We start from the raw sequence: 23459 nt of genomic DNA on the forward strand, positions 1-23459 counted from the left end.
GGAATAGTTACCTCCGAGTAGACGGGCGTCAAGAATCCGGACAGTGGCTGAAACGCATCTGTTACCCGGCGCATGGACAGCACGAAGGGCCCGGACGCTGTCCGAGCCCTTCGGTGGGAGGTCGAGGGAGGTCCCGCTACCCCTGCTTGGCCGTGGCCCACTGGCGCTGCGCGGCGAGGTCCGCCTTGACCTCGGCGAGCTGCACGGCGACCGCCTCGGGGGCCGTGCCGCCGCGGCCCTTGCGGGAGGCGAGGGCGCCGGGGACGTTGAGGACGGAGCGCACCTCGGGGGTGAGGTGGGCACTGATCTTCGCGAACTGCTCGTCCGTCAGTTCGTCCAGCTCCTTGCCCTCGGCCTCGGCGACCTTCACGCACTCGCCGGCCACCTCGTGCGCCACCCGGAACGGCACCCCCTGCTTGACCAGCCACTCGGCGATGTCGGTGGCGAGCGAGAAGCCGGCCGGGGCCAGCTCCTCCATGCGCTCGCGGTGCACGGTCAGCGTGGCCATCATGCCGGTGAACGCCGGAAGCAGGACCTCCAGTTGGTCGATGGAGTCGAAGACCGGCTCCTTGTCCTCCTGGAGGTCGCGGTTGTACGCGAGCGGGAGGGCCTTGAGGGTCGCCAGCAGGCCCGTCAGGTTGCCGATCAGGCGGCCGGACTTGCCGCGCGCCAGCTCGGCGATGTCCGGGTTCTTCTTCTGCGGCATGATCGACGAACCGGTGGAGAACGCGTCGTGGAGCGTGACGAAGGAGAACTCCTTCGTGTTCCAGATGATGACCTCCTCGGCGATCCGGGAGAGGTTCACGCCGATCATCGCGGCGATGAAGGCGAACTCGGCGACGAAGTCACGGGAGGCCGTGCCGTCGATGGAGTTGGCCGCACTGCCGTGCTCGAAGCCCAGGTCCGCGGCGACCGCCTCCGGGTCCAGGCCGAGGGAGGACCCGGCAAGCGCACCGGAGCCGTACGGCGACACGGCCGTCCGCTCGTCCCACTGGCGAAGCCGTTCGGCGTCCCGGGACAGGGACTGCACGTGGGCGAGCACGTGGTGCGCGAAGAGCACCGGCTGGGCGTGCTGGAGGTGGGTGCGGCCGGGCATCGCCACGTCCGGGTGGGCTTCCGCCAGGCCGATCAGGGCGCCCTGGAGGTCGGCGATCAGACCGCCGATGATCCGGGCGTGGTCGCGCAGGTACATACGGAAGAGGGTGGCGACCTGGTCGTTGCGGGAGCGGCCCGCGCGCAGCTTGCCGCCCAGCTCCGGGCCGAGGCGCTCCAGCAGCCCCCGCTCCAGGGCCGTGTGGACGTCCTCGTCGGCGATCGTGCCGGTGAAGGAGCCGTCGGCGACGTCCGACTCGAGCCGGTCGAGGCCCGCCAGCATCCGCGTCAGCTCGTCGTCCGTGAGGAGCCCCGCCTTGTGCAGCACGCGCGCGTGGGCTCGGGAGCCGGCGATGTCGTACGGCGCGAGCCGCCAGTCGAAGTGGACGGACGCGGACAGCTTCGCCAGGGCCTCGGCGGGGCCGTCGGCGAAACGGCCGCCCCAGAGCCGTACGTCACCGGTGTTGCTGCTCACTTGGGTTGCTCCTAGAGAGGGTGTCGGTGTGCCACCGCCTCCCCACGACATGGGGAGGCGGTGGTCGGGCCAGTGGGCCGGTCAGGCGAGGTCCCGCTTGGCCGCGATCTTCGACGACTGGCTGAAGATGTCGATGAAGCCCTTGGCCGCGGACTGGTCGAACGTGTCGCCCGTGTCGTAGGTCGCCAGGTTGAAGTCGTACAGCGACTCCTCGGACCGGCGGCCGGTGACGACGGCGCGGCCGCCGTGCAGGGTCATCCGGATGTCGCCGGAGACGTGCTGGTTGGCCTCGTCGATGAAGCCGTCCAGGGCCCGCTTGAGCGGGGAGAACCACTGGCCGTCATAGACCAGTTCGCCCCAGCGCTGCTCGACCTGCCGCTTGTAGCGGGCGAGTTCCCGCTCGACCGTGACGTTCTCCAGCTCCTGGTGGGCGGTGATCAGGGCGATCGCGCCCGGAGCCTCGTACACCTCGCGGGACTTGATGCCGACGAGCCGGTCCTCGACCATGTCGATCCGGCCGATGCCCTGGGCGCCGGCACGCTCGTTCAGCTGCTGGATGGCCTGCAGGACGGTGACGGGCCTGCCGTCGATGGCGACGGGGACGCCCGCCTTGAAGGTGATGATCACCTCGTCGGCCTCGCGGGGCGTGGCCGGGTTCTGGGTGTACTCGTAGATGTCCTCGATCGGGGCGTTCCAGATGTCCTCGAGGAAGCCGGTCTCGACGGCGCGGCCGAAGACGTTCTGGTCGATGGAGTACGGGGACTTCTTGGTGGTCGCGATCGGGAGGTTCTTCTCCTCGCAGAACGCGATGGCCTTGTCGCGGGTCATCGCGTAGTCGCGGACCGGGGCGATGCACTTCAGGTCCGGGGCGAGGGCGACGATGCCGGCCTCGAAGCGGACCTGGTCGTTGCCCTTGCCGGTGCAGCCGTGGGCGACCGTGGTGGCGCCGTGCTTCCTGGCGGCGGCGACGAGGTGCTTGACGATCGTCGGCCGGGACAGGGCGGAGACCAGCGGATAGCGGTCCATGTAGAGGGCGTTGGCCTTGATCGCCGGGAGGCAGTACTCCTCGGCGAACTCGTCCCTGGCGTCGGCGACCTCGGCCTCCACGGCACCGCAGGCGAGCGCGCGCTTGCGGATGACGTCCAGGTCCTCGCCGCCCTGGCCGACGTCCACCGCGACGGCGATGACCTCGGCGCCCGTCTCCTCGGCGATCCAGCCGATGGCGACGGAGGTGTCCAGACCGCCCGAGTAGGCGAGTACGACGCGCTCGGTCACGGGGTTCTCCTCACACTGCGCTCACTGACATGCATGAGTATGCAGAACTCTGCATGATTCGTCAATGCGACTCGCCCACGACCCGCCTGCTGCCGCCTGCCACCTGCTTGCCACCCCCCTTTTTTTGTGAACCCGTTGAACGGCAGCAATCGCTTTCCCGTACCCCTCCCCGAACGCAGGCGCCGCGTTTCACAGCAGTCACGCCAGTGACTGCCGTGTTCGTCACAGCAGTCATCCCGACCCGAGTGAGGCATCTTCATGTCCAGGGCTCTTCCGAAGTACAACAAGCGCCGTGTGGCGATCATCGGCGGCGCCGCCGCAGTGGTGCTCTCCGGCGCCGTCATCGCCGGTTCCGCCCTCGCCGGGGAGACGTCCAAGAGCAACAGCGCCCGGACCCTTGCGGCGGGGCCCGGCACGATCACCTGCCCGGACGTGAAGTCGCAGCTCCCCGCGATCCCCGCAGCCGCCCAGGCCGAGGTGGACCGTAACCTCCAACTGCTCGACACCCAGATCGCCGAGGCCGACAAGCGCCTGGTGGACACGGTCGGCCAGGGCGGACCCAACTTCGTCAACAACGCGATCCTCGGTCCCCTCAAGGACAAGCGGGTGGCGACGATCAACCGCATCGCTACGGCGATCGGCCGCACCGCCGCCAAGCCGCAGGGCCTGGACGCCCTGGCTCCGTGCACCCTCGACGCCGGCGGCGCCGCGAACAACGCCGGCACCAACACCGCAGCCCCGAGCGCGACGGCGACCCAGCAGGCCGGCGGGAACGCCAATAGCGACAACAAGGGGAACAAGGGGAACAAGGGGAACGCTGCCGGCGGCAGCACCGCCGCGGGCACCGTCTCCTGCCCCGACGTCAAGTCCAAGCTGCCCGCGATCCCCGCATCCGCCCAGGCCGAGGTCGACCGCAACCTGGCCCTGCTCAACACCCAGATCGCCGAGGCCGACAAGCGGCTCGCCACCTCGGTGGGCCAGGGCGGGCCGAACTTCGTCCAGAACGCGATCCTCGGCCCGCTGGCGGACAAGCGCCGTTCGACCATCGACCGCATCGCCATCGCGATCGGCCGGACGTCCGCCAAACCGCAGGGTCTGGACTCCCTGGCCGCCTGCACGCTCACCAAGTGACGTGACAGGCGCTGTGGCCGCCCCGCGCGCCGGCCGGGGCGGCCACGAGCGACCGGACGCCGCCGTTCGGGGGTGATCCCCGGTCTTTCCCGCACATTCCTTAGACAGTCGAACGATGTGCCCCCATACTCGGTGGACATGGGAAAGACCTATGAGCGCATAGACGGCAGGCTGCGGACGTTCATCGAGGCACAACCCCTGTTCTTCACCGCGACCGCTCCCCTGTCGGCCGACGGCACGGTCAACCTCTCCCCCAAGGGCCTCAGGGGCTCGTTCGCCGTGCTCGACGACCGCACCGTGGCGTATCTGGACTTCGCCGGAAGCAACGCCGAGACGATCGCGCACCTGCGCGAGAACGGCCGGATCACCCTCATGTGGTGCGCCTTCCAGGGCCCGCCGAACATCGTGCGCGTGCACGGCCGCGGCGAGCCGGTCTTCCGCGACGACCCCCGCTTCAGGGAACTGCTCACGCACTTCCCGGACATCGACCCCACCCCGCACGGCCTGCGTGCCGTCATCGTGGTGACGGCCGAACTCATCCGGGACACCTGTGGCTACGCGGTGCCCTTCATGTCCTACGAGGAGGACCGCGACCTGCACGGCAAGCGCTTCGCGCGGGAGGACGACGCCTCCCTCGATGAGTACTTCCGGAGGAAAGACCACGTCCGAACGAGTCTGGACGGCCTGCCGGGACTGCCGTTGCCCCTGCCTCCGGCTACGTTCTGAACCATGCGCCCCGGTGTCGTCGCCGCTCTCGCCTCCGCCTCCCTGCTCCTGCTCGGCGCCGTGCCGGACCCCGCCGAGGACGCCCCGCTGCCGGAGCGGATGGCCGACACCGGCGGCGGTACCCAGCTGATCACCGCCGAGGCCCCCTCGACCGGCGCGACGTCGGGCACGGTCACCTGGTGGGACCGCACCGGCGGGCGGTGGGTGAAGGCGGGCTCGGCACCCGCACGCTTCGGGGCGAAGGGGCTCGTGGAGGGCGACTCACGCGTGCAGGGCACGAGCACGACACCGACGGGCCTGTACGACCTGCCGTTCGCGTTCGGCATCAAGGCCGCGCCACCGGGGGCGAGGGCGCCGTACCGGCGGGTGCGGCAGGACACCTGGTGGTGCGAGGACAACGACTCGCTGTCCTACAACCGCTGGACGGAGCCCCTCCCCGCCGACTGCCGCGCCTCCGAGTCGGAGCACCTGATCGCGTACGCCCCGCAGTACGACTACGCCTTCGTCATCGGTTTCAACTACCGGCTGCCGGTGCGGGGCCGTGGCGCCGGCATCTTCCTGCACGTCAACGGCAAGGCGGCGACGGAGGGTTGCGTGTCGGTGCCGGAGGATGCGATGAAGCGCATCCTGACGTGGGCGGATCCCGGGCGCCGGCCGCACATCGCGATCGGGACGGCAGGCGGGGAGACCGCGATCACCCGTTACTGGAGCCACCGGGGCCGCCGGTCGGCAGGCGCACCGTGAACGTCGTCGCCCCCGGGCGACTCTCCAGGCCCACGCTCCCCCTGTGCGCCTCCGTCACCGCCGCCACGATGGACAGGCCCAGCCCCGCTCCGCCGCCCTGGTGCTCCGGGCGGCGGCGGTGTTCGGCCCGGGTGAAGCGTTCGAAGACCCCCGGCTGGATGTCGGTGGGGACTCCCGGTCCGTCGTCGTGGACCGTGAGGACGGCTTCCGTGCCGTCCGTACTCAGGGACACCGTCACCTTGGTGCCCACGGGCGTGTGCAGACGAGCGTTGGCCAGCAGGTTCGCCAGCACCTGATGGAGGCGGTGCGCGTCCCCCGTCACCGTCACCGGCTCCTCCGGCAGCTCCATCGTCCAGCCGTGGTCGGGGCCCGCGGCCCGCGCGTCCGTGACCGCGTCGAGGACCAGGCGGGTGAGGTCGACGGGGCGCCGCTCCAGGGGGCGGCCCGCGTCCAGACGGGCCAGCAGCAGCAGGTCGTCGACCATCTCCCCCATCCGGCCCGACTCCGCGGCGATCCGTTCCAGGGCGCGGGTCACCTCCGGCGGGACCGGACCGGGATGCAGCAGCGCCAGCTCCGCGTGCCCCCGGACCGAGGCGACCGGAGTGCGCAGCTCGTGGCTGGCGTCGGCGGCGAAGCTGCGCAGCCGCTCCTCGCTGGCGTGCCGCTTGGTGAACGCGTCCTCGACATGGCCGAGCATGCGGTTGAAGGCGGAGGCGACCCGGCCCACCTCGCTGCGCGGCTCGCTCTCCGGGGCGCGCGGTGGCAGCGCGACCTCGCCGCTGGCGAGCGGGAGTTCGCTGACCCGGGTCGCGGTCGCGGCGACCCGGCTGAGCGGACGCAGGGACCAGCGCACCCAGACGGCGCCCGCGACACCGGTGACCGCGAGGGCTGCCCCGAAGACGACCGCGGCGACGAGTTCCAGGCGGTGCACCGCGGCATCCACCGGCTCGAGCGGCAGTCCGGTGATCAGTACGTCACCGTCCAGGCCGCCGGTCGCCATGAGACGGTACTCGCCGAGGGAGGACAGGCAGACGCTGTGGCCCCTGCCGTCCACGGGTACCGCGGCGAGCGTGCGATCGTCCCGCGCGCTCAGCGGGGCGCTGAGATCGGTGCTGTCACTGCCCGGGTGCACCAACCCCACATTGGTGACCCTGCCCCCGACCAGCCGGGCGCCGAAGGTGCCGGAGGATTGCTTGCGGGTGTCGGCGTGCTCGTCGCCGTCGTCGTCCGACGGTTTGACGCCGTGCTCCAGGCTCGCCGCGAACCGTGGGCCGACGTCCCGCAGCTGCTGGTCCACCCGGCCGGTGAGGAAGCCGTCCAGCTCCACCACGGCGGCCACCCCGACGGCGGCGCAGCTGAGCGCCAGCAGCACGACCAGCCCGGCGGTGAGCCGGGCCCGCAGGGTACGCGGCCGGGGCAGGCGCCGTACCGCTGCGCGCAGCCTGGTCCTCACCGGGCCACCGGCTTCAGCACGTACCCGGCGCCGCGCACGGTGTGGATCATGGGTTCGCGCCCTGCGTCCACCTTCTTGCGCAGGTAGGAGATGTACAGCTCGACGACGTGGGCCTGGCCGCCGAAGTCGTACGACCAGACGCGGTCGAGGATCTGGACCTTGCTGAGCACGCGCCGAGGGTTGCGCATCAGGAAGCGCAGCAGCTCGAACTCGGTCGGCGACAGCTCGATCAGCTCGCCGGCCCGGGTGACCTCGCGGGCCTCCTCGTCCATGACCAGGTCGCCGACGGTCAGCCGGGGCCCCTCCTCCAGCTGCCGGGCCATGCCGGCGCGGCGCAGCAGGCCGCGCAGCCGTGCGACGACCTCCTCCAGGCTGAACGGCTTGGTCACATAGTCGTCGCCGCCCGCCGTGATGCCGGCGATGCGGTCCTCGACGGCGTCCCGCGCGGTGAGGAAGAGCACACACACGTCCGGTTTCACGTCGTGCAGCTCGCGCAGCACGGCGAACCCGTCGGTGTCCGGGAGCATCACATCCAGGACGACGGCATCGGGCATCAGGTCACGGGCCTCGGCGACGGCGGCGGCGCCGTCACCGGCGGTGCGCACCTCCCAGCCCTCGTAGCGCAGGGCCCCGGACAGCACCTCGGCGAGGTCGGGGTCGTCGTCGACGACGAGGACGCGCAGGGGCGTGCCGTCTGGGCGGGCGAGGGCGGGGCGGCCGGAGCGTGGTGTGTTCATCGCGCTTACCAGGATCCACTCTGTCGGCGGCACCCCATGACGCGGGCCGCTCTGAGTTCCCTATGAGTGACGGGTCGCGGCCGCCGAGAGTTCCCTGACCAGGCCGCTTCTCCCCCACCACCTTCAGGACAGGCTCAGATTCCTCAGAGCCGCCTCAGAAGTTCCGCCTGCACAGTTGCCGGGTCGATACGCCCGAAAGGAACAGATCATGACCACGGTCCACCAGCAGCAGGCGCCACCCGTGTCGCCGGTCGTCCGGCGCTCCCCGGCGGCCCCGCTGCTGGCCCTGCTGTGGGCCGGGGCGGCCGCCGTGGTCGCCCTGTGGTGGCAGGACACCGGCTCGGTGGTGGGCACGGCGGGCTGGCTGACCGGGGCGGGGCGGATCGCGGGGCTGCTGTGCGGGTACTCCTGCGCGGTGCTCGTGGGCCTGATGGCCCGGGTGCCGCTGCTGGAACGGCGGATCGGCTCGGACCGGGTGGCGCGCTGGCACGCGATGGCCGGGCGGTACACAGTCTGTCTGCTGGTGGCGCACATCGTGCTGATCCTGACCGGGTACGCGGCCCAGGACCGGGCCTCGCTCGTGCACGAGACGGTCACGGTGGTCTTCGACTACCCGGAGATGATCAAGGCCACCCTCGGCACGATCATCCTGTTCGCCGTCGGGATCACCTCGGCGCGCGCCGTCCGCCGCAAGGTCAGCCACGAGTTCTGGTACTACGTGCACCTGCTGACGTACGCGGCCGTCTTCCTCGCCTTCGGCCACCAGCTCGCCCTGGGTGCGGAGTTCACCGGGAACACGGTCGCGCAGACTGCCTGGTACGTGCTCTATCTGGGCGTCGCGGCCCTGGTGGTGTGGTTCCGGATCCTCGCCCCGGTACGGCTGAACCTGCGCCACCGGCTGCGGGTGGAGGCGGTGTACGAGGAGGCGCCGGGCGTGTGGTCCGTCGTCGTCCGCGGCCGGCACCTGGACGAACTGGGCGCCGAGCCGGGGCAGTTCTTCCGGTGGCGGTTCCTCACGGACGGAATGCGCTGGACGTCCACGCCGTACTCGCTGTCGGCGCCGCCCCGCCCCCGCCGGCTGCGCATCACCGTCAAGGCACTCGGCGACCACAGCACGTCGGTGGCCATGCTGCGGCCGGGCACCCGGGTGTGGGCGGAGGGCCCGTACGGGTCGCTGACCGCCGACCGGCAGACCACCGGCAGGTCCCTGCTGATCGCGGGCGGCGTCGGCGTCACCCCGCTGCGCGCCCTGTTCGAGACGCTGCCGGGCGAGGTGACGCTGCTGTACCGGGCACGCTCGGCGCAGGACCTGGCGCTCGGCAGTGAGCTGGAGGCCATAGCCCGCTGGCGCGGCGCCAAGGTGCTGTACGCCCTCAACGACAACGACGGCTCGCGGCCCCGCCTCACCGCCGGCGCGCTGCACGGCGCGGTGCCCGAACTCGCCGACCACGACGTGTATCTGTGCGGCCCGCCCGGATTCGCGGAGGACATGTACGAGGCGCTGAAGGCGGCCGGGGTCCCCGACCACCGTATCCACCACGAGTCGTTCGAGCTGTGAGGCCGTCATGCACGCGTTGAAGAGGAAGAGCCCGCTGCGCCGGATCGTGCTGGCGAGCGCCGCGACCGTCTCCGGGATGGTGCTGCTGCTGTCGATGAAGCCGCACTCGTCGCCCGGTATCGCCGTGGCCGCGCCCGCGCCGTCGAGCAGTGCGAGCGCCTCGGTCGGGTCCGGGGGGTCCGCCGGTTCGGACGGGTCCGGTGGGTCGAGCGGTTCGAGCGGGTCCAGCGGGTCGACCACGACCGGCACCAAGACCGTCACGGGACAAGAGGCCCAGACCCGCTACGGCCCCGTCCAGGTCCGGATCACGGTGAAGAACGGCAAGCTCACCGACGTCACCGCCGTGGAGTACCCCCAGGACAACCCGCGGGACCAGGAGATCAACAGCTATGCCGTCCCGCAACTGAACCGGGAGGCGCTGGCGGCGCAGAGCGCGAACATCGACGTCGTCTCCGGCGCCACTTACACGAGCCAGGGTTACCAGCAGTCACTCCAGTCGGCGCTGGACTCCGTGAAGGGTTGAACGCGCGGCGGCTCCGCCACGTACCTCTGGGCCAAGGGGGCCACTGGCCTCACCCGTCCCATGGAGGAACACGGAGGAGACCGTGTCCACGATCGCCGGTGGCCGCGCCGCGCGGCGCCAGACGATGCGCGCCATCCGCCCACGCCGCTCCCCCGCCGTCCCGCTGCTGCTCGCCGTGTGGGCGGGCGCGGCGGGCGTCATCTGGCTGTGGTGGATGAACACGCCGTCCATCGCCGACAACAACAGCAGAATCCTCAACGCGGGGCGGATCACCGGCCTGCTCGCCGGCTATCTGATGGCCCTCGTGGTGCTGCAGATGGCCCGGGTGCCCGCGCTGGAGCGCCGGGTCGGCTCCGACCGGGTCGCCCGCTGGCACGCCATGACCGGCCGGTACACCATCTGCCTGGTCCTCGCTCACCTGTTCCTGACCATGTGGGGCTACGCCCTGCAGAGCGGCAAGGGGCTCGGTGGGATCGTCCAGCAGACCATCGACTCGATCAACCAGCTGCCGGACGTGGGCAAGGCCACCATCGGCACGGGTCTGCTGGTCCTGATCGGCCTGCTCTCGATCGGCCCGGTCCGGCGCAGGCTCTCCTACGACCTCTGGTACCACGTCCATCTGCTCACATACGCGGCCACCTATCTGTCGTTCTGGCACCAGCTGTCGACGGGCAACGAGTTCGCGGTGCAGCCGGAGGCGAAGACCGCCTGGTACGCGCTGTACGGGTCGGTGACCGCGCTGGTGATCTGGTACCGGATCCTCACGCCGATCCGGCTCAACCTGCGGCACCGGCTGCGGGTGGAGGCGGTCGTCGAGGAGACGCCCGGGGTGGTCTCGGTGCTGATGACCGGGCGGAAGCTGCACCGGATGGGCGCGGAGGCCGGGCAGTTCTTCCGCTGGCGGTTCCTCGCGCCCGGGATGCGGTTCAGCTCGCACCCGTACTCGCTGTCGGCGGCGCCCCGCCCCAACATGCTCCGGATCACGGTGAAGGCGATCGGTGACCACAGCTCCGCGCTGCGGGACCTCGAACCCGGGACGCGGGTGTGGGCGGAGGGCCCGTACGGGGCGCTGACCGCCGACCGGCGCAGCCGGGGCAAGGTCCTGCTGGTGGCCGGCGGTGTCGGCATCACGCCGATGCGGGCCCTGTTCGAGACGCTGCCGGGCGCCCCCGGCGACATCACCCTCCTCTACCGCGCCAACACCACCCAGGATCTCGCCCTGTGGGACGAGCTGGCGCAGATCGCGGAGGAGCGCGGCGCCCGGCTGATGTACGCGGTCAACAGCCCGGACGGGGAGCGGCCGGACATCTCGGCGGAGACCCTGAGCCGAAAGCTGCCGGACATCGACCGCCACGACGTGTTCATGTGCGGGCCGCCCGGCTTCGCGCAGCAGGTGTACGAAGCACTGCGCGGCGCGGGGGTCCCCGCCCGCCGCATCCATCACGAGTCGTTCGAGATGTGAGCGACGGGAAACCAGGAGCCTGGAAAGAAGATGAGGAAGAGCCACCCCGTGCGGCGTGTCGTGCTCGCCACCGCCGCCACCGTGTCCGGGATCGTGCTGCTGCTGTCCCTGAAGCCGGCCTCGGGTCCCGCCTCGGCCCAGGCGGCGGGCGGTGCCGCACCGCAGCAGACCGCCGCCTCCCAGGAGTCGCCGCAGGGCGGCAGCGGGCAGCAGGCCGGTACCCGGACCGTCACCGGCGAGGTCGCCAAGACGCAGTACGGCCCGGTCCAGGTGCGCCTGACCGTGAGCGGCGGGAAGATCACCAAGGCGGAGGCGGTGCAGGCGCCCAAGGGCGGGCTCAGCGACCAGAAGACCGCCATGGCCGTCCCCAGACTCAACCAGGAGGCGGTCGCCGCGCAGAGCGCGCGGATCGACGCGGTCTCCGGCGCGACGTACACCAGCGGCGGCTACAAGCAGTCCCTGCAGTCGGCGATCGACAAGGCGAAGGCCGCGTCCGGCGGCGCCGCGTCCGGGTCCGCGGGTGCCTCCGGGGCCTCGGGGTCGTCGGGGGCGGCGGCCCAGGCGCGCACGGTCACGGGTAACGTGGCGCAGACGCAGTACGGCCCCGTCCAGGTGCGCCTGACCGTGAGCGGCGGGAAGATCACCAAGGCGGAGGCGGTGCAGGCGCCCAAGGGCGGGCTCAGCGACCAGAAGACCGCCATGGCCGTCCCCAAACTCAACCAGGAGGCGGTGAGCGCACAGAGTGCGAACATCGACGCGGTCTCCGGCGCGACGTACACCAGCACCGGGTACAAGCAGTCCCTGCAGTCCGCCCTGGACAAGGCCGGTGGCTGAGTGGCGGACCAGGTGACCGACCCCGAGGCACCGCCTGTGCTGCGCCACGCCGAGGAGGTGATGGGCACCGTCTTCTCCTTCGACGTGCGCGGCGGCGAACCCGAGGCCGTACGGGCCGCGCTGGAGGAGGCGATCGCCCAGCTCCACCGGGTGGACGAGGTGTTCAGCCCCTACCGGGAGAACAGCCAGATATCGCGGCTCGCCCGCGGTGAGGTCGGCGTGGCGGACTGCGACCCGGAGGTGGCCGAGGTGCTCGCCCTGGGCGCGGAGGCGGAGCAGGTCAGCGACGGCTGGTTCAGCACCCGGTTCGAGGGCCGCATCGATCCGACCGGGATCGTGAAGGGCTGGGCGGTGGAACGCGCGGCCCGGCTTCTGGCGGCGGCCGGGGCGGGCGGGGTGAGCGTCAACGGCGGTGGCGACGTGCAGATGTACGGGATGCCGGAACCGCACCGGCCCTGGCGGGTCGGCGTGTCGGATCCGCTGCGGCCCGGCGGGCTCGCGGCGGTGGTCTCCGCGGCCGGCGCGGAGGAGCTGGCCGTGGCCACCTCGGGGACCGCGGAGCGCGGCGCGCACATCGTGGACCCGCGCACGGGGCGTTCCGCGGTGACCGATCTGCTGGCGGTGACGGTGGTGGGTCCCAGCCTGATCTGGGCGGACGCGTGGGCCACGGCGGCGTTCGCGATGGGGTCGCGGGCGGGGCTGACGTGGCTGGAGTCACTGCCGGAGGTGGAGGCGCTGCTGATCACCGCCGGTGACGAGGTGCGGTGCACGGGGGGTCTCGCCGCCCGGCTGGGGTGACCTGAGCTGCGGGCAGTCGTGCCTCCCCGAGAGTTTCAAAGGCGTTTCAACGGCCTGGGGGGACCCGCAGGGGCGGCACGGGTGGGCGCAGCGGCACCCCGTCAGCGCCGGGTGGCGCGCCCCACCCCGGCCCAGCCCCAGCGCCGGTGATGCTCCCGGCGTACCTCAGTGCCCGTTCTGCGCCAGCCGCAGCAAGTGGTCCGCCAGCGCCTGCCCTCCCGTCGGCTCCCTGCTGATCAGCAGCACCGTGTCGTCCCCCGCGATCGTCCCCAGGATGTCGTGCAGTTCCGCCTGGTCGATCGCCGACGCCAGGAACTGTGCCGCCCCCGGAGGGGTACGCAGGACCACGAGGTTCGCGGAAGCCTCCGCGGAGATCAACAGCTCCTGGGACAGGCGCCGCATCCGCTCCTCCTTGGCCGACTCCCCGAGCGGGGCCCGCGGGGTGCGGAAACCGCCCTCGCTCGGCACCGCGTAGATGAGGTCGCCGTCGGTGTTGCGGATCTTCACCGCGTTCAGCTCGTCCAGGTCCCGGGAGAGCGTCGCCTGAGTGACGCTCAGCCCGTCGTCGGCCAGGAGTTTCGCCAACTGGCTCTGGGAGCGCACCGGTTGCCGGTTGAGGATGTCCACGATCCGGCGGTGGCGTGCGGTGCGGGTCTGCGGCACGGCGGGCCCCGTGTGCTCGTGGTCCTGCGCGTGACTCATCGTCGTCTCATTCTCCGGATCGTCCGTCCCCGTTCACTGCCTCGAGGACACCGGGAAGCGCCCGGAGGAACGCCTGCACGTCGTCGTCGCCGAGGTTCAGCGGCGGCATCAGCCGTACGACGTTCGGGGCGGGCGCGTTCACCAGGAAGCCGGCGTCCTGAGCCGCCTGCTGCACCTGCGGCGCGAGCGGCTCGGTGAGCACGATACCCAGGAGCAGGCCCGCGCCCCGGACACGTTCGATCAATGGGTGGCCCAGCGACTCGATTCCGTCCCGCAGCTTCTCGCTCTGCCGCTTGACGTTCTCCAGCAGGCCCTCGGCCGCGATGGTGTCGAGCACGGCGAGACCGGCGGCGCACGCGACCGGGTTGCCGCCGAAGGTCGTGCCGTGCTGACCCGGCTGGAGCAGGTCGGCGGCGCGGCCGAAGGCGACGGTGGCGCCGAGCGGCAGTCCGCCGCCGAGGCCCTTGGCGAGGGTGACGACGTCCGGCAGGACGCCCTCGTGGGCCTGGTATTCGAACCAGTGCCCGGTACGGCCGACGCCGGTCTGCACCTCGTCGAGGACGAGCAGCGCCCCGGTGGCGGCGGTGATCGCGCGGGCCGCCTTCAGGTAGCCGACGGGCGGGACCACGACGCCGTTCTCGCCCTGGATCGGCTCGATGATGACCAGGGCGGTGTCCTCGGTGACCGCGGCGGCCAGGGCCTGCGCGTCGCCGTAGGGGACGTGGGTGACGTCGCCGGGCAGCGGCAGGAACGGCTCCTGCTTGCCGGGCTGGCCGGTGAGCGCGAGGGCACCCATGGTGCGGCCGTGGAAACCGCCCTCGGTGGCGACCATGTGCCGACGGCCCGTCAGCCGGCCGATCTTGAAGGCACCTTCGTTGGCCTCGGCGCCCGAGTTGCAGAAGAAGACCTTGCCGTCCCGGCCGAAGAGCTGGAGCAGCCGTTCCGCGAGGGCGACGGGCGGTTCCGCGATGAACAGGTTGGAGACGTGGCCGAGGGAGGCGATCTGGTCACTCACGGCCTGGACGACCGCCGGGTGGGCGTGGCCGAGCGCGTTGACCGCGATGCCGCCGACGAAGTCGAGGTACTGCTTGCCGTCGGCGTCCCACAGCTTGGTGCCCTCGCCGCGCACGAGGGGCAGCCGCGGGGTGCCGTAGTTGTTCATGAGCGCGCCCTGCCACCGCGCGGTCAGTTCCTGGTTGCTCACGACTCCCCCTGTTCGTCCGGCTTCTCGTCGGGCACGACCATCGTGCCGATGCCCTCGTCGGTGAAGATCTCCAGCAGGATCGAGTGCTGGACCCGGCCGTCGATGACGCGGGCGGTGTTCACGCCGTTGCGCACGGCGTGCAGGCAGCCCTCCATCTTCGGCACCATGCCCGAGGACAGCTCCGGCAGCAGCTTCTCCAGCTGGGAGGCGGTCAGGCGGCTGATCACCTCGTCGGAGTTCGGCCAGTCCTCGTAGAGCCCCTGGACATCGGTGAGGACCATGAGGGTTTCGGCGCCCAGTGCCGCAGCGAGTGCCGCAGCCGCCGTATCAGCATTGACGTTGTAGACATGTCCGTCGTCCTGACTGCGGGCGATGGAGGAGACGACCGGGATACGGCCGTCGGCGAGCAGGGCCTCGATCGCGCCCGTGTCGATCTGGGTGATCTCGCCCACCCGTCCGATGTCGACGGGCTCGCCGTCGATCTCGGGCGTGTGCTTGGTGGCGGTGATGGTGTGCGCGTCCTCGCCGGTGAGGCCGACGGCGAACGGGCCGTGCTGGTTGAGCAGCCCGACCAGTTCCCGCTGCACCTGCCCGGCGAGCACCATCCGTACGACGTCCATGGCGTCGTCGGTGGTGACCCTCAGGCCCGCCTTGAACTCGCTGGCGATGCCGTGCCGGTCGAGGGCGGCGCTGATCTGGGGACCGCCCCCGTGCACGACGACCGGCTTGAGGCCGGCGTGCCGCAGGAAGACGACGTCCTGCGCGAAAGCCGCCTTCAGCTCCTCGTTCACCATGGCGTTGCCGCCGAACTTGATGACGACGACCTTGCCGTGGTGCCGGGTCAGCCAGGGCAGCGCCTCGATGAGGATCTTGGCCTTGGGCAGCGCGGTGTGTTTACGCGTCGTGCCGGACTTGGAGGAAGTGTCGCTCATGACGAGTACGCGCTGTTCTCGTGGACGTAGTCGGCGGTGAGGTCGTTGGTCCAGATGGTGGCGGTCTCGGCACCGGCGGCCAGGTCCGCCACGATGTGGACCTCGCGGTAGCGCATGTCGACCAGTTCGCGGTCCTCGCCGACGGAGCCGTTCTTGCACACCCACACGCCGTTGATGGCGACGTTGAGCTGGTCCGGCTCGAAGGCGGCCCTGGTGGTGCCGATGGCGGACAGGACGCGGCCCCAGTTGGGGTCCTCGCCGTGGATCGCGCACTTCAGCAGGTTGTTGCGGGCGATGGAGCGGCCCACCTCGACGGCGTCCTTCTCACTCGCGGCGTTGATCACCTCGACCTTGATGTCCTTGCTGGCGCCCTCGGCGTCGCCGATGAGCTGCCGGCCGAGGTCGGCACAGACCTCCCGGACGGCCTCGGCGAACTCCTCGTACTCCGGGGCGATCCCGGACGCGCCGGAGGCGAGCAGCAGGACGGTGTCGTTGGTGGACATGCAGCCGTCGGAGTCGACGCGGTCGAAGGTGACCTTGGTGGCGGCGCGCAGGGCCTTGTCCAGGGTCTCGCTGTCGAGGTCGGCGTCGGTGGTGAGGACCACGAGCATGGTGGCGAGGCCCGGGGCGAGCATGCCGGCGCCCTTGGCCATGCCGCCGACGGTCCAGCCGTCCTTCGTCACGACGGACGTCTTGTGGACGGTGTCGGTGGTCTTGATGGCGATGGCGGCCTTCTCCCCGCCGTGCTCGGAGAGCTGGGCGGCGGCGGTCTCCACGCCGGGAAGCAGCTTGTCCATGGGCAGCAGCACGCCGATGAGGCCGGTGGAGCAGACGGCGACCTCGATGGCACCGCGGCCGAGGACCTCGGCGACCTTCTCCGCGGTGGCGTGGGTGTCCTGGAAACCCTGCGGGCCGGTGCAGGCGTTGGCACCGCCGGAGTTGAGGACGACCGCCGAGACCTGACCGCTCTTGAGGACCTGCTCGGACCACAGCACGGGTGCGGCCTTCACACGGTTGGAGGTGAAGACGCCCGCGGCGGCGCGGCGCGGCCCGGTGTTGACCACGAGGGCCAGGTCGGGGTTGCCGTTCTCCTTGATTCCGGCTGCGATGCCCGCGGCCTGGAACCCCTTGGCTGCCGTGACGCTCACGGTGCGACTCCGATCGTCGAAAGCCCGGTGGTCTCGTCGAGGCCGAGCGCGATGTTCATGCTCTGGACGGCACCGCCCGCGGTGCCCTTGGTCAGATTGTCGATGGCGCTGATCGCGATGATGCGGTGCGCGGCGGCGTCGTACGCGACCTGCACCTGAACGGCGTTGGAACCGTGGACGGAGGCGGTGGCCGGCCACTGCCCCTCGGGGAGCAGGTGCACGAAGGGCTCGTCGGCGAAGGCCTTGTCGTAGGCGGCGCGGAGCGACTCGGCGGTGACGCCGTCGCGGGCCTTGGCGGTGCAGGTGGCGAGGATGCCGCGGGGCATGGGCGCGAGGGTGGGCGTGAAGGAGACGGTGACCGGCTCACCGGCGGCCACGCTGAGGTTCTGGACCATCTCGGGGGTGTGCCGGTGGACGCCGCCGACGCCGTACGGCGACATGGACCCCATGACCTCGCTGCCCAGCAGGTGCGGCTTGGGCGCCTTGCCCGCGCCTGAGGTGCCGGAGGCGGCGACGATCACGGCCTCGTTCTCGGCGAGCCCGGCGGCGTACGCGGGGAACAGCGCGAGGGAGGCGGCCGTGGGGTAGCAACCGGGTACCGCGATGCGCTTGGACCCCTCGAGCGCAGCGCGGGCACCCGGCAGTTCGGGGAGGCCGTAGGGCCAGGTCCCGGCGTGCGGGGAACCGTAGAACCTCTCCCAGTCGGCCGGGTCCTGCAGCCGGAAGTCGGCGCCCATGTCGATGACGAGGACGTCGGGACCGAGCTGCTCGGCGACGGCGGCGGACTGCCCGTGGGGCAGGGCCAGGAAGACGACGTCGTGTCCGGCGAGGGCCTCGGGGGTGGTCTCGGCGAGCACCCGGTCGGCGAGCGGCAGCAGATGCGGCTGCAGCGCGCCGAGGCGCCGGCCCGCGTTGGAGTTGCCGGTCAGGGCCCCGATCTCCACCTCGGGGTGTGCGAGGAGCAGACGCAGCGCCTCTCCGCCCGCGTATCCGCTCGCACCGGCGACTGCGGCACGTACCGTCATGGAACCTCCTCCTGGATGGCATGACTATACGTACCGCCGCACGTTTATGCAATCCTGGAGATCGGCCCCACGACGAGCCGTGTGCCGACGCGCTCAGGCGGTTGTTCCCTCCCCCCTGGGGAGCATGATCGTGCGGGAGACGACGAAGGTCACCGGAACAGCCGCGGCGGAGGCGAGCAGCGGAGCGAACCGGCTTCCCGCGTGCAGCACGTCGACGATCACGTAGACGCCCACCGTGGTGATCAGGAAATTGGTGGCATTCGTCAGTGGGAACAGCAGGAATTTCCGCCAGGTCGGCCGCGTCCGATAGGTGAAGCGCGCGTTCAGGAAAAAGCTTCCGACCATGCTGAGGACGAACGCGAGAATATGTGCCGCAAGGTACGGCAAACGGGTGAGGAGCAGCAGGTAGAGGCCGTAATACGTCATGGTGTTGATCACACCGACCACCGCGAAGGTGACGACCTGCCCCATGACCGGGCGCGTGTGCGTGGTGGACATCAGCGAATGAGGTCCCTCGCGGTGTCGCGCCGGGCGCCGGCTTCCGTCCGCTCCACGTTGGTGGCCTTCACCAGGAAGTGCGGGCGGCCCTTCACCTCGTAGTAGATGCGGCCGGTGTACTCGCCGATGACCCCGAGCATGACCATCTGCACGCCGGCGAGCGCCGTCACGGCAGTGATCGTCGTGACGTAGCCGGGTGTCTGCACACCGTGGACGAGCGCGGCGACCACGATCCAGGCGGTGTACAGCCCCGCGCACAGCACCAGCCCCAGGCCCAGGTGGAGCGCGGCGCGCAGCGGCCTGTTGTTGAAGGAGAGCAGTCCGTCGAGCCCGTAGTTGAGCAGGGTCCGGAAGTTCCAGGAGCTGCGGCCGTGTTCGCGTACGGCGTTCTCGTACGCGAAGGTGGTGCTGGGGAAGCCCACCCACGCGAACAGGCCCTTGGAGAAGCGGTTGTACTCGGTGAGCGCGAGGACCGCGTCCACCACGCGCCGGGACAGCAGACGGAAGTCGCCGACGCCGTCCACGAGTTCCACGTCGACGAGACGGTTGATGAGCCGGTAGTAGAGGCGGGCGGTGACGGTGCGGGCGATCCGGTCACCGCTTCGGGTGCGCTTGGCGATGACCTGATCGTAGCCCTGCCCCCGCAGCTCCACCATCCGCTTGATCAGCTCCGGCGGGTGCTGCAGATCCGAGTCCATGACGACCACGCAGTCCCCCGAGGCGTGGCGCAGACCGGCGAGCAGGGCCGCCTCCTTGCCGAAGTTGCGGCTGAAGGAGACGTACCGCACCCGCGCGTCGCGCTCGCTCAGCTGCTTCAGGACGTCGAGAGTGCGGTCCCGGCTGCCGTCGTCGACGTACACGAACTCCATGTCGTGGCCGAGCGGAAGGAGTTCGTCCGCGACCTTCTGAACCACGTCGTGGAACCGTCCGATGACTTCTTCTTCGTTGTAGCACGGTGCGACGATCGAAATGAGCATGGTTTTCTTCCTGAGGACGCGGTCAGAGAGCGTGAGTCGTGCGCTCGAGCGGTCGGTTGGCCGTGGGCGGTGCGGGTCGGGCGGTGGCGCGCCGCCGGCGGACGGCGGTGAGGACGCCGAGCAGGACCAGGGCCAGCAGCGAGGTGGCCCCGACAGCCGTGCCCAGACGCAGCCCGGGCGGATGGAAGGTGCAGGTGAGGCTGGTCGAGGAGCCGTCGAGGGGCACGGCGATCAGCCCGTGGTGATCCCCCGCCGGTGCGGCCGGAGCATCCCCCGTCGCGCACCGCCAGCCGGCGATCCGGGGAGCCGCGACCACGGCGGTCCCCTTGCTGCCTGCGGGTATCCGAGCCCTGATGGTGCCGTCGGAGACCGTCACCCGGGTGGCACCCGTGGCCTTGAGCCCATCGACCGCGGTGCGCAGCCGGGTGGTGTCCAGGCAGCCGACCGCACCGTCCGCGACGACGCTCGTCCAGGCGGGGGACAGCTCGATCCGTACGCGGCCGGACGCCGGTGCCTCGCCGAGCCGCTGCATGGCGGCGATCCTGGTGACGGGGTGGTCGGACGTGAACCGCCCGATCGTGCCCGCCGGGGCCCCGGTCAGCCGTGCGGTGCCCGAGTAGTGCGGCGCCCACAGGTACACCTCGCTGCGCGCCGGGCACCGGGCCGTGATCACGGGCTTCCGTGCGGCGCTCCCGGCCGGCGGCGGGGCGACGACCAGGCCCGGCCGGTCGTCGTGGCTGCGGGCCGGCGTCTTGCCGTCGCCGGTGCGCACGGTCAGCGCGGGCACGGTGTAGACCCGGGTGCCGAGCAGGAGTTCCTGGTTGCGGTACGGCGACGGCCCGAAGGCGGAGACGCCCGTACGCGCCTGATCGAAGGTGCCGGACGGCCGGACCGTGACCAGCGGCGGCACGTCCTGCCGGGACACCGTCACCGGGCCGGGGTGCGGCGGGTTCCACCACTGATGCGGGTCCGGCGGGGAGTGCACCCGCGCGCCGACGGAGAAGATCACGTCCGTGACGGCGTTGTCCAGGCTCTGCAGGCTCCGGCCGCGCGAGGTCCAGCCACCGCCCAGGGCGGTGAGCATGCGGCTGAGGACGTCCGAGGTCAGGCTGCTGTAGTACTGGGCGCCCTGGCCGCCCACCAGCATCGGGTCGTTGGCGACGGTCTGCTCCCGGCCGGGGTCGGTGCGGTACCGGGGCCAGCCGTCGGCCTGAGCGATCGCCTGCGCCTGCTGCTGCCGGCGCGCCCCCCAGGGTGCGTAGTGGTCCAGATGCTCGAGCCGCTTCCGGCTGGCGTCGGCGGAGGTGGCGGCGGCCTCGCCGAACTGCGCGCCGAGGAGCAGTACCGCGGCGAACCCGGCCAGCACGGTGTGCCGCCGGTTGCCGCTCGTGGGGCGCCCGCCGTCCGTGCGGCCGAGCAGGGCCAGCCCGCCGAGCGCGCCCACGACGGCGCACGGCAGCACCCACCAGGTGGCGGACTGCACGAGAGCGCTTCGGCTCGCGACGGCGGTGATCAGTGCGAGCAGCACGCCCGCCGGGGCCAGCGCACGCCGGTCGGGCGCGCCGTACGAGAGCGAGTGCCACGCGGCGATCACCAGCAGCCCGCACAGGACGAAGGCCTGGCGGTACGAACTGCCCTGGGGTTCGGTGAAGGCGTGCCAGGCCAGTTGGGTCGGTCCCCACTGCATCGACAGCACCATCGCGACCACCAGGAGCGTCCAGCCGGTGCGTACCCGCCCGGGAACCTTCCGGTGGAACGGCAGGGCGAGGACGAGCAGCAGCGCCGTGGTGCCCACATAGACGGCCGGTGTGGAGAAGCTGTACGTGGCAGGCAGCAGCCGGGCCAGCAGGTCGCGGCTCGCCACCGGGGTGAAGTGCCCGAAGGTGCCGGGGTAGGCGTGTTCGGTGCCGAAGTACACGACCGTCACCAGGGGCGCGGCCAGGCCCATGCCGAGCGCGACGGTCAGGACGGCGCGGCCCAGCGCCCTCAGCGCCCGCCGGCGCGGAAGGCCGGCGAGCAGCAGCCGGAGCAGCAGCACCAGACCGGCGCCGAGGGTGGCCATGTACGCGGTGTAGAAGTTGGCGGTCCAGGCGAGCGCCACGATCAGCACAGCGAGGATGCGGTGCCGTCCGTTCAGGGCCCATTCGCCGACCAGGCAGAACAGCGGCAGGGCGATGAGCCCGTCGAGCCACATCGGGTTGTACACGGCGGACGCCACGCTCCAGCCGCACAGGGCGTGGGAGGTGCCCAGCAGCCCCGCGGCCCACCAGCGGCCGGGTCGCAGGGTGAGCAGCAGCCAGGCCATGGCGGCGCCGGCGGACGCCGTCTTCAGCACCGTGACGGCGTAGACCGCGAGGTCGATCTCGTCCCGCGGGAACACCGCCACGAGCAGGGCGAACGGGCTGCTGAGGTAAGTGCCGAGGTCGGGCAGGAAGCTGGAGCCGTACCCGGACTGCCAGTTGACGAGGAGTCCTCCGTCGCCCCTTCCGTGCAGCAGGTCCCACAGGTGCGCGTGGAACGGGATGTACTGGTTGCCCAGGTCGTTGACGCTTCGCGTACGGGGCCCGAACGGGTAGCTGCGGGCGACGGCGTCGGCGGCGCAGAACGCGGCGGTGGTGAGGACCGCCGCGAGCAGGGCGCCGGCCGGCCTGGGTCCGGTCGGCCGCGGCAGCCGGAGCCACGCACGGCGGTCGTGGTGAATGGAGACGTTCACACACTGTCCCTGTTCCATCGGCGCCTTGTGTTCCCTTGGGCGCTGTCACGTGCGCCGAGAGAGCCGACCGAGGGAAATACAGCGACTGTCCCGAATACCCGAGAAACGTCCGGCGAACACGCGATGAACAGGGTCGAACACATCATTCTCGGCAGGCTCCAGAAAATACGGACGCACGGCGTCCGACCCGGGAAATCGCTCCCGGGCGTCATCGATTCACCCATTGGACGGACAATGATTCCGGATGGTTGCCGCGCCACCGAAGGAATAAAGAATGAATTCGGAATCTCCTCAAGGTGTCGTACGGGAGTTCACCCGGCGCCGTCCGCGGGCCGCTGCGACGGCCTCAGCCGCGTCCGGGCGTGCCGATCGGGCAGCCTTGACCTGGAGCACGCTCCAGGTTCTACGGTCTTGTCATGACCAGCGGACAGCCCCTCCCGCGGGATCGGGAGCCGACCCTCACCATCGCCCAGGTCGCGGAGCGCACCGGCCTCTCGCACGACACCCTGCGCTACTACGAGAGGGCAGGCCTGATCCAGCGGGTCGGCCGGACCACCGGCAACCAGCGGCGCTACGACGCGGCCGACCTGGCATGGCTGGAGTTCCTGCTGCGGCTGCGGGAGACCGGCATGTCGATCGCGGACATGCAGTGCTTCGCGCAGCTGCGGGCGCGGGGGGATGCCACGGTCGCGGACCGGCTGGCGATGCTGCGGGAGCACCGCGCGGAGCTGGCGGAACGGATCCGCGCACTGCGCCGCAACGCGGCCGCGCTGGACGACAAGATCGATCACTACCAACGGCTGCTCGACGAGCGGCAGCCGGGAACGGATGAGGCGACATGAGCGAGAGCACCACCCGCGAGGAGCGTTTCACCCACGGCCTGGAGGTCCTGAAGCGGGTGGACGGCGAGGCCGGGCAGCGGGTCGTCGACTCGCTCGCCGACATCAGCCCCGAGCTGGGCCACCAGATCGTCTCCTGGGCCTTCGGGGAGATCTACGACCGGCCGGGCCTCGCCCCGCGCGACCGCCAGCTGGTGACGCTCGGCATGCTCACCGCGCTCGGCGGCTGCGAGGCCCAGTTGGACGTGCATGTGAACGCGGCGCTCAACGTGGGCCTCACCGCCGAGCAGATCGTCGAGGCCCTACTGCACTCGGCCGTGTACTGCGGCATACCGAAGGCGCTGAACGCGACCTTCGCCGCGAAGAAGGTCTTCGCCGACCGCGGGCTGCTGCCGCTGGGGCAGCAGCCCGCCGAGCAGGCGCCGACCACCTCTGCCTGATCCGCAGGAAGGTGATGGAGTTCGCCGGGAAGGTGTACGTGAACGCGCCGGCGACCCCGTCCAAGGTGGAGGTGACCGGGGTGACCGGGGTGACCGGGGTGACCGGGGTGACCGGCGTGTCCGACTCGGTGTTCACCGCGTCGGGCGCCGCTGCGAGCGTGGTCACCATCGAA

The 23459-nt window shown here is 71.2% G+C and carries 22 protein-coding genes; 10 read left to right on the forward strand and 12 right to left on the reverse strand.

The window, feature by feature from the left end; genetic code table 11:
• Positions 1–136: 136 nt before the first annotated feature.
• Entirely contained in the window at positions 137–1567 is a 1431-nt protein-coding gene (gene argH / locus ACFYZJ_RS22995) for an argininosuccinate lyase (protein ID WP_388570856.1), read from the reverse strand.
• Between the two features lie 81 nt (positions 1568–1648).
• Positions 1649–2842 (reverse strand): argininosuccinate synthase, encoded by a 1194-nt coding sequence (locus ACFYZJ_RS23000; protein ID WP_388570857.1) that lies wholly within the window; start codon positions 2840–2842, stop codon positions 1649–1651.
• Positions 2843–3100: 258 nt separating this feature from the next.
• Here ACFYZJ_RS23000 and ACFYZJ_RS23005 point away from each other — a divergent pair, with 258 nt between their 5' ends.
• From ACFYZJ_RS23005 to ACFYZJ_RS23015, 3 genes are all read left to right on the forward strand, one after another.
• Positions 3101–3973 (forward strand): hypothetical protein, encoded by an 873-nt coding sequence (locus ACFYZJ_RS23005; RefSeq protein WP_388570858.1) that lies wholly within the window; start codon positions 3101–3103, stop codon positions 3971–3973.
• A 138-nt stretch (positions 3974–4111) separates the two neighbouring features.
• Positions 4112–4699, forward strand: coding sequence for a pyridoxamine 5'-phosphate oxidase family protein (locus ACFYZJ_RS23010; protein WP_388570860.1), 588 nt, complete (start codon positions 4112–4114; stop codon positions 4697–4699).
• A 3-nt stretch (positions 4700–4702) separates the two neighbouring features.
• Positions 4703–5443: a L,D-transpeptidase gene (locus ACFYZJ_RS23015; protein ID WP_388570861.1), complete on the forward strand. Its 741-nt coding sequence runs from the start codon at positions 4703–4705 to the stop codon at positions 5441–5443.
• Here ACFYZJ_RS23015 and ACFYZJ_RS23020 read toward each other — a convergent pair.
• A complete protein-coding gene (locus ACFYZJ_RS23020; RefSeq protein ID WP_388570862.1) occupies positions 5394–6896 on the reverse strand; it encodes a sensor histidine kinase in 1503 nt (500 codons plus the stop codon). The two genes, ACFYZJ_RS23015 and ACFYZJ_RS23020, sit on opposite strands and share 50 nt — an antisense overlap.
• Positions 6893–7633, reverse strand: a complete 741-nt coding sequence (locus tag ACFYZJ_RS23025) for a response regulator transcription factor (RefSeq protein ID WP_388570863.1) — start codon at positions 7631–7633, stop codon at positions 6893–6895. The genes ACFYZJ_RS23020 and ACFYZJ_RS23025 overlap by 4 nt, the downstream gene beginning before the upstream one ends.
• 208 nt (positions 7634–7841) lie before the next feature.
• Between ACFYZJ_RS23025 and ACFYZJ_RS23030 the strand changes: the two genes are divergently transcribed.
• From ACFYZJ_RS23030 to ACFYZJ_RS23050, 5 genes are all read left to right on the forward strand, one after another.
• The gene (locus ACFYZJ_RS23030; protein WP_388570865.1) at positions 7842–9191 is read left to right on the forward strand and encodes a ferric reductase-like transmembrane domain-containing protein; all 1350 of its coding nucleotides are present in this window, start codon (positions 7842–7844) and stop codon (positions 9189–9191) included.
• 7 nt (positions 9192–9198) lie between these two features.
• Positions 9199–9714 (forward strand): FMN-binding protein, encoded by a 516-nt coding sequence (locus ACFYZJ_RS23035; RefSeq protein ID WP_388570867.1) that lies wholly within the window; start codon positions 9199–9201, stop codon positions 9712–9714.
• A 124-nt stretch (positions 9715–9838) separates the two neighbouring features.
• Positions 9839–11176 (forward strand): ferric reductase-like transmembrane domain-containing protein, encoded by a 1338-nt coding sequence (locus ACFYZJ_RS23040; protein WP_388571210.1) that lies wholly within the window; start codon positions 9839–9841, stop codon positions 11174–11176.
• Positions 11177–11206: 30 nt separating this feature from the next.
• Positions 11207–12010, forward strand: a complete 804-nt coding sequence (locus ACFYZJ_RS23045; RefSeq protein WP_388570869.1) for an FMN-binding protein — start codon at positions 11207–11209, stop codon at positions 12008–12010.
• A gap of 60 nt (positions 12011–12070) precedes the next feature.
• Positions 12071–12808, forward strand: coding sequence for an FAD:protein FMN transferase (locus tag ACFYZJ_RS23050; RefSeq protein ID WP_388571211.1), 738 nt, complete (start codon positions 12071–12073; stop codon positions 12806–12808).
• Positions 12809–12973: 165 nt separating this feature from the next.
• Here the strand turns inward: ACFYZJ_RS23050 and ACFYZJ_RS23055 are convergent, their stop codons facing one another.
• From ACFYZJ_RS23055 to ACFYZJ_RS23090, 8 genes are all read right to left on the reverse strand, one after another.
• A complete protein-coding gene (locus ACFYZJ_RS23055) occupies positions 12974–13510 on the reverse strand; it encodes an arginine repressor (RefSeq protein WP_388570870.1) in 537 nt (178 codons plus the stop codon).
• 7 nt (positions 13511–13517) lie between these two features.
• Positions 13518–14714, reverse strand: a complete 1197-nt coding sequence (locus ACFYZJ_RS23060; RefSeq protein ID WP_388570872.1) for an acetylornithine transaminase — start codon at positions 14712–14714, stop codon at positions 13518–13520.
• Positions 14711–15646, reverse strand: coding sequence for an acetylglutamate kinase (gene argB / locus ACFYZJ_RS23065; RefSeq protein ID WP_388570873.1), 936 nt, complete (start codon positions 15644–15646; stop codon positions 14711–14713). The genes ACFYZJ_RS23060 and argB overlap by 4 nt, the downstream gene beginning before the upstream one ends.
• The gene (argJ, locus tag ACFYZJ_RS23070; RefSeq protein ID WP_388570874.1) at positions 15643–16794 is read right to left on the reverse strand and encodes a bifunctional glutamate N-acetyltransferase/amino-acid acetyltransferase ArgJ; all 1152 of its coding nucleotides are present in this window, start codon (positions 16792–16794) and stop codon (positions 15643–15645) included. Before argJ ends, argB begins: the two co-directional genes overlap by 4 nt.
• Positions 16791–17819 carry an N-acetyl-gamma-glutamyl-phosphate reductase gene (gene argC / locus ACFYZJ_RS23075; protein WP_388570876.1) on the reverse strand — a complete coding sequence of 343 codons (1029 nt, stop codon included), beginning with the start codon at positions 17817–17819 and terminating at the stop codon, positions 16791–16793. The genes argJ and argC overlap by 4 nt, the downstream gene beginning before the upstream one ends.
• Positions 17820–17912: 93 nt before the next feature.
• On the reverse strand, positions 17913–18317 hold the full coding sequence (locus ACFYZJ_RS23080) for a GtrA family protein (RefSeq protein WP_388570878.1): 405 nt from the start codon (positions 18315–18317) through the stop codon (positions 17913–17915).
• A complete protein-coding gene (locus ACFYZJ_RS23085; RefSeq protein WP_388570880.1) occupies positions 18317–19294 on the reverse strand; it encodes a glycosyltransferase family 2 protein in 978 nt (325 codons plus the stop codon). Before ACFYZJ_RS23085 ends, ACFYZJ_RS23080 begins: the two co-directional genes overlap by 1 nt.
• A gap of 22 nt (positions 19295–19316) precedes the next feature.
• The gene (locus ACFYZJ_RS23090) at positions 19317–22007 is read right to left on the reverse strand and encodes a YfhO family protein (protein ID WP_388570882.1); all 2691 of its coding nucleotides are present in this window, start codon (positions 22005–22007) and stop codon (positions 19317–19319) included.
• 416 nt (positions 22008–22423) lie between these two features.
• Here ACFYZJ_RS23090 and ACFYZJ_RS23095 point away from each other — a divergent pair, with 416 nt between their 5' ends.
• Positions 22424–22849, forward strand: a complete 426-nt coding sequence (locus ACFYZJ_RS23095) for a MerR family transcriptional regulator (RefSeq protein WP_388570883.1) — start codon at positions 22424–22426, stop codon at positions 22847–22849.
• Entirely contained in the window at positions 22846–23286 is a 441-nt protein-coding gene (locus tag ACFYZJ_RS23100; RefSeq protein ID WP_388570885.1) for a carboxymuconolactone decarboxylase family protein, read from the forward strand. Before ACFYZJ_RS23095 ends, ACFYZJ_RS23100 begins: the two co-directional genes overlap by 4 nt.
• Positions 23287–23459 lie beyond the last annotated feature (173 nt).

Source organism: Streptomyces sp. NPDC001848 (assembly GCF_042891915.1).
GTDB lineage: Bacteria > Actinomycetota > Actinomycetes > Streptomycetales > Streptomycetaceae > Streptomyces.

Excerpts from the sequence above, each read along its gene's own strand:
- ACFYZJ_RS23005 (WP_388570858.1), top strand. The coding sequence starts at position 3,101 with ATGTCCAGGGCTCTTCCGAAGTACAACAAGCGCCGTGTGGCGATCATC.
- ACFYZJ_RS23010 (WP_388570860.1), top strand. The coding sequence starts at position 4,112 with ATGGGAAAGACCTATGAGCGCATAGACGGCAGGCTGCGGACGTTCATC.
- ACFYZJ_RS23015 (WP_388570861.1), top strand. The coding sequence starts at position 4,703 with ATGCGCCCCGGTGTCGTCGCCGCTCTCGCCTCCGCCTCCCTGCTCCTG.
- ACFYZJ_RS23025 (WP_388570863.1), bottom strand. The coding sequence starts at position 7,633 with ATGAACACACCACGCTCCGGCCGCCCCGCCCTCGCCCGCCCAGACGGC.
- ACFYZJ_RS23030 (WP_388570865.1), top strand. The coding sequence starts at position 7,842 with ATGACCACGGTCCACCAGCAGCAGGCGCCACCCGTGTCGCCGGTCGTC.
- ACFYZJ_RS23035 (WP_388570867.1), top strand. The coding sequence starts at position 9,199 with ATGCACGCGTTGAAGAGGAAGAGCCCGCTGCGCCGGATCGTGCTGGCG.
- ACFYZJ_RS23040 (WP_388571210.1), top strand. The coding sequence starts at position 9,839 with ATGCGCGCCATCCGCCCACGCCGCTCCCCCGCCGTCCCGCTGCTGCTC.
- ACFYZJ_RS23045 (WP_388570869.1), top strand. The coding sequence starts at position 11,207 with ATGAGGAAGAGCCACCCCGTGCGGCGTGTCGTGCTCGCCACCGCCGCC.
- ACFYZJ_RS23050 (WP_388571211.1), top strand. The coding sequence starts at position 12,071 with ATGGGCACCGTCTTCTCCTTCGACGTGCGCGGCGGCGAACCCGAGGCC.
- ACFYZJ_RS23055 (WP_388570870.1), bottom strand. The coding sequence starts at position 13,510 with ATGAGTCACGCGCAGGACCACGAGCACACGGGGCCCGCCGTGCCGCAG.
- argB (WP_388570873.1), bottom strand. The coding sequence starts at position 15,646 with ATGAGCGACACTTCCTCCAAGTCCGGCACGACGCGTAAACACACCGCG.
- argC (WP_388570876.1), bottom strand. The coding sequence starts at position 17,819 with ATGACGGTACGTGCCGCAGTCGCCGGTGCGAGCGGATACGCGGGCGGA.
- ACFYZJ_RS23080 (WP_388570878.1), bottom strand. The coding sequence starts at position 18,317 with ATGTCCACCACGCACACGCGCCCGGTCATGGGGCAGGTCGTCACCTTC.
- ACFYZJ_RS23085 (WP_388570880.1), bottom strand. The coding sequence starts at position 19,294 with ATGCTCATTTCGATCGTCGCACCGTGCTACAACGAAGAAGAAGTCATC.
- ACFYZJ_RS23095 (WP_388570883.1), top strand. The coding sequence starts at position 22,424 with ATGACCAGCGGACAGCCCCTCCCGCGGGATCGGGAGCCGACCCTCACC.
- ACFYZJ_RS23100 (WP_388570885.1), top strand. The coding sequence starts at position 22,846 with ATGAGCGAGAGCACCACCCGCGAGGAGCGTTTCACCCACGGCCTGGAG.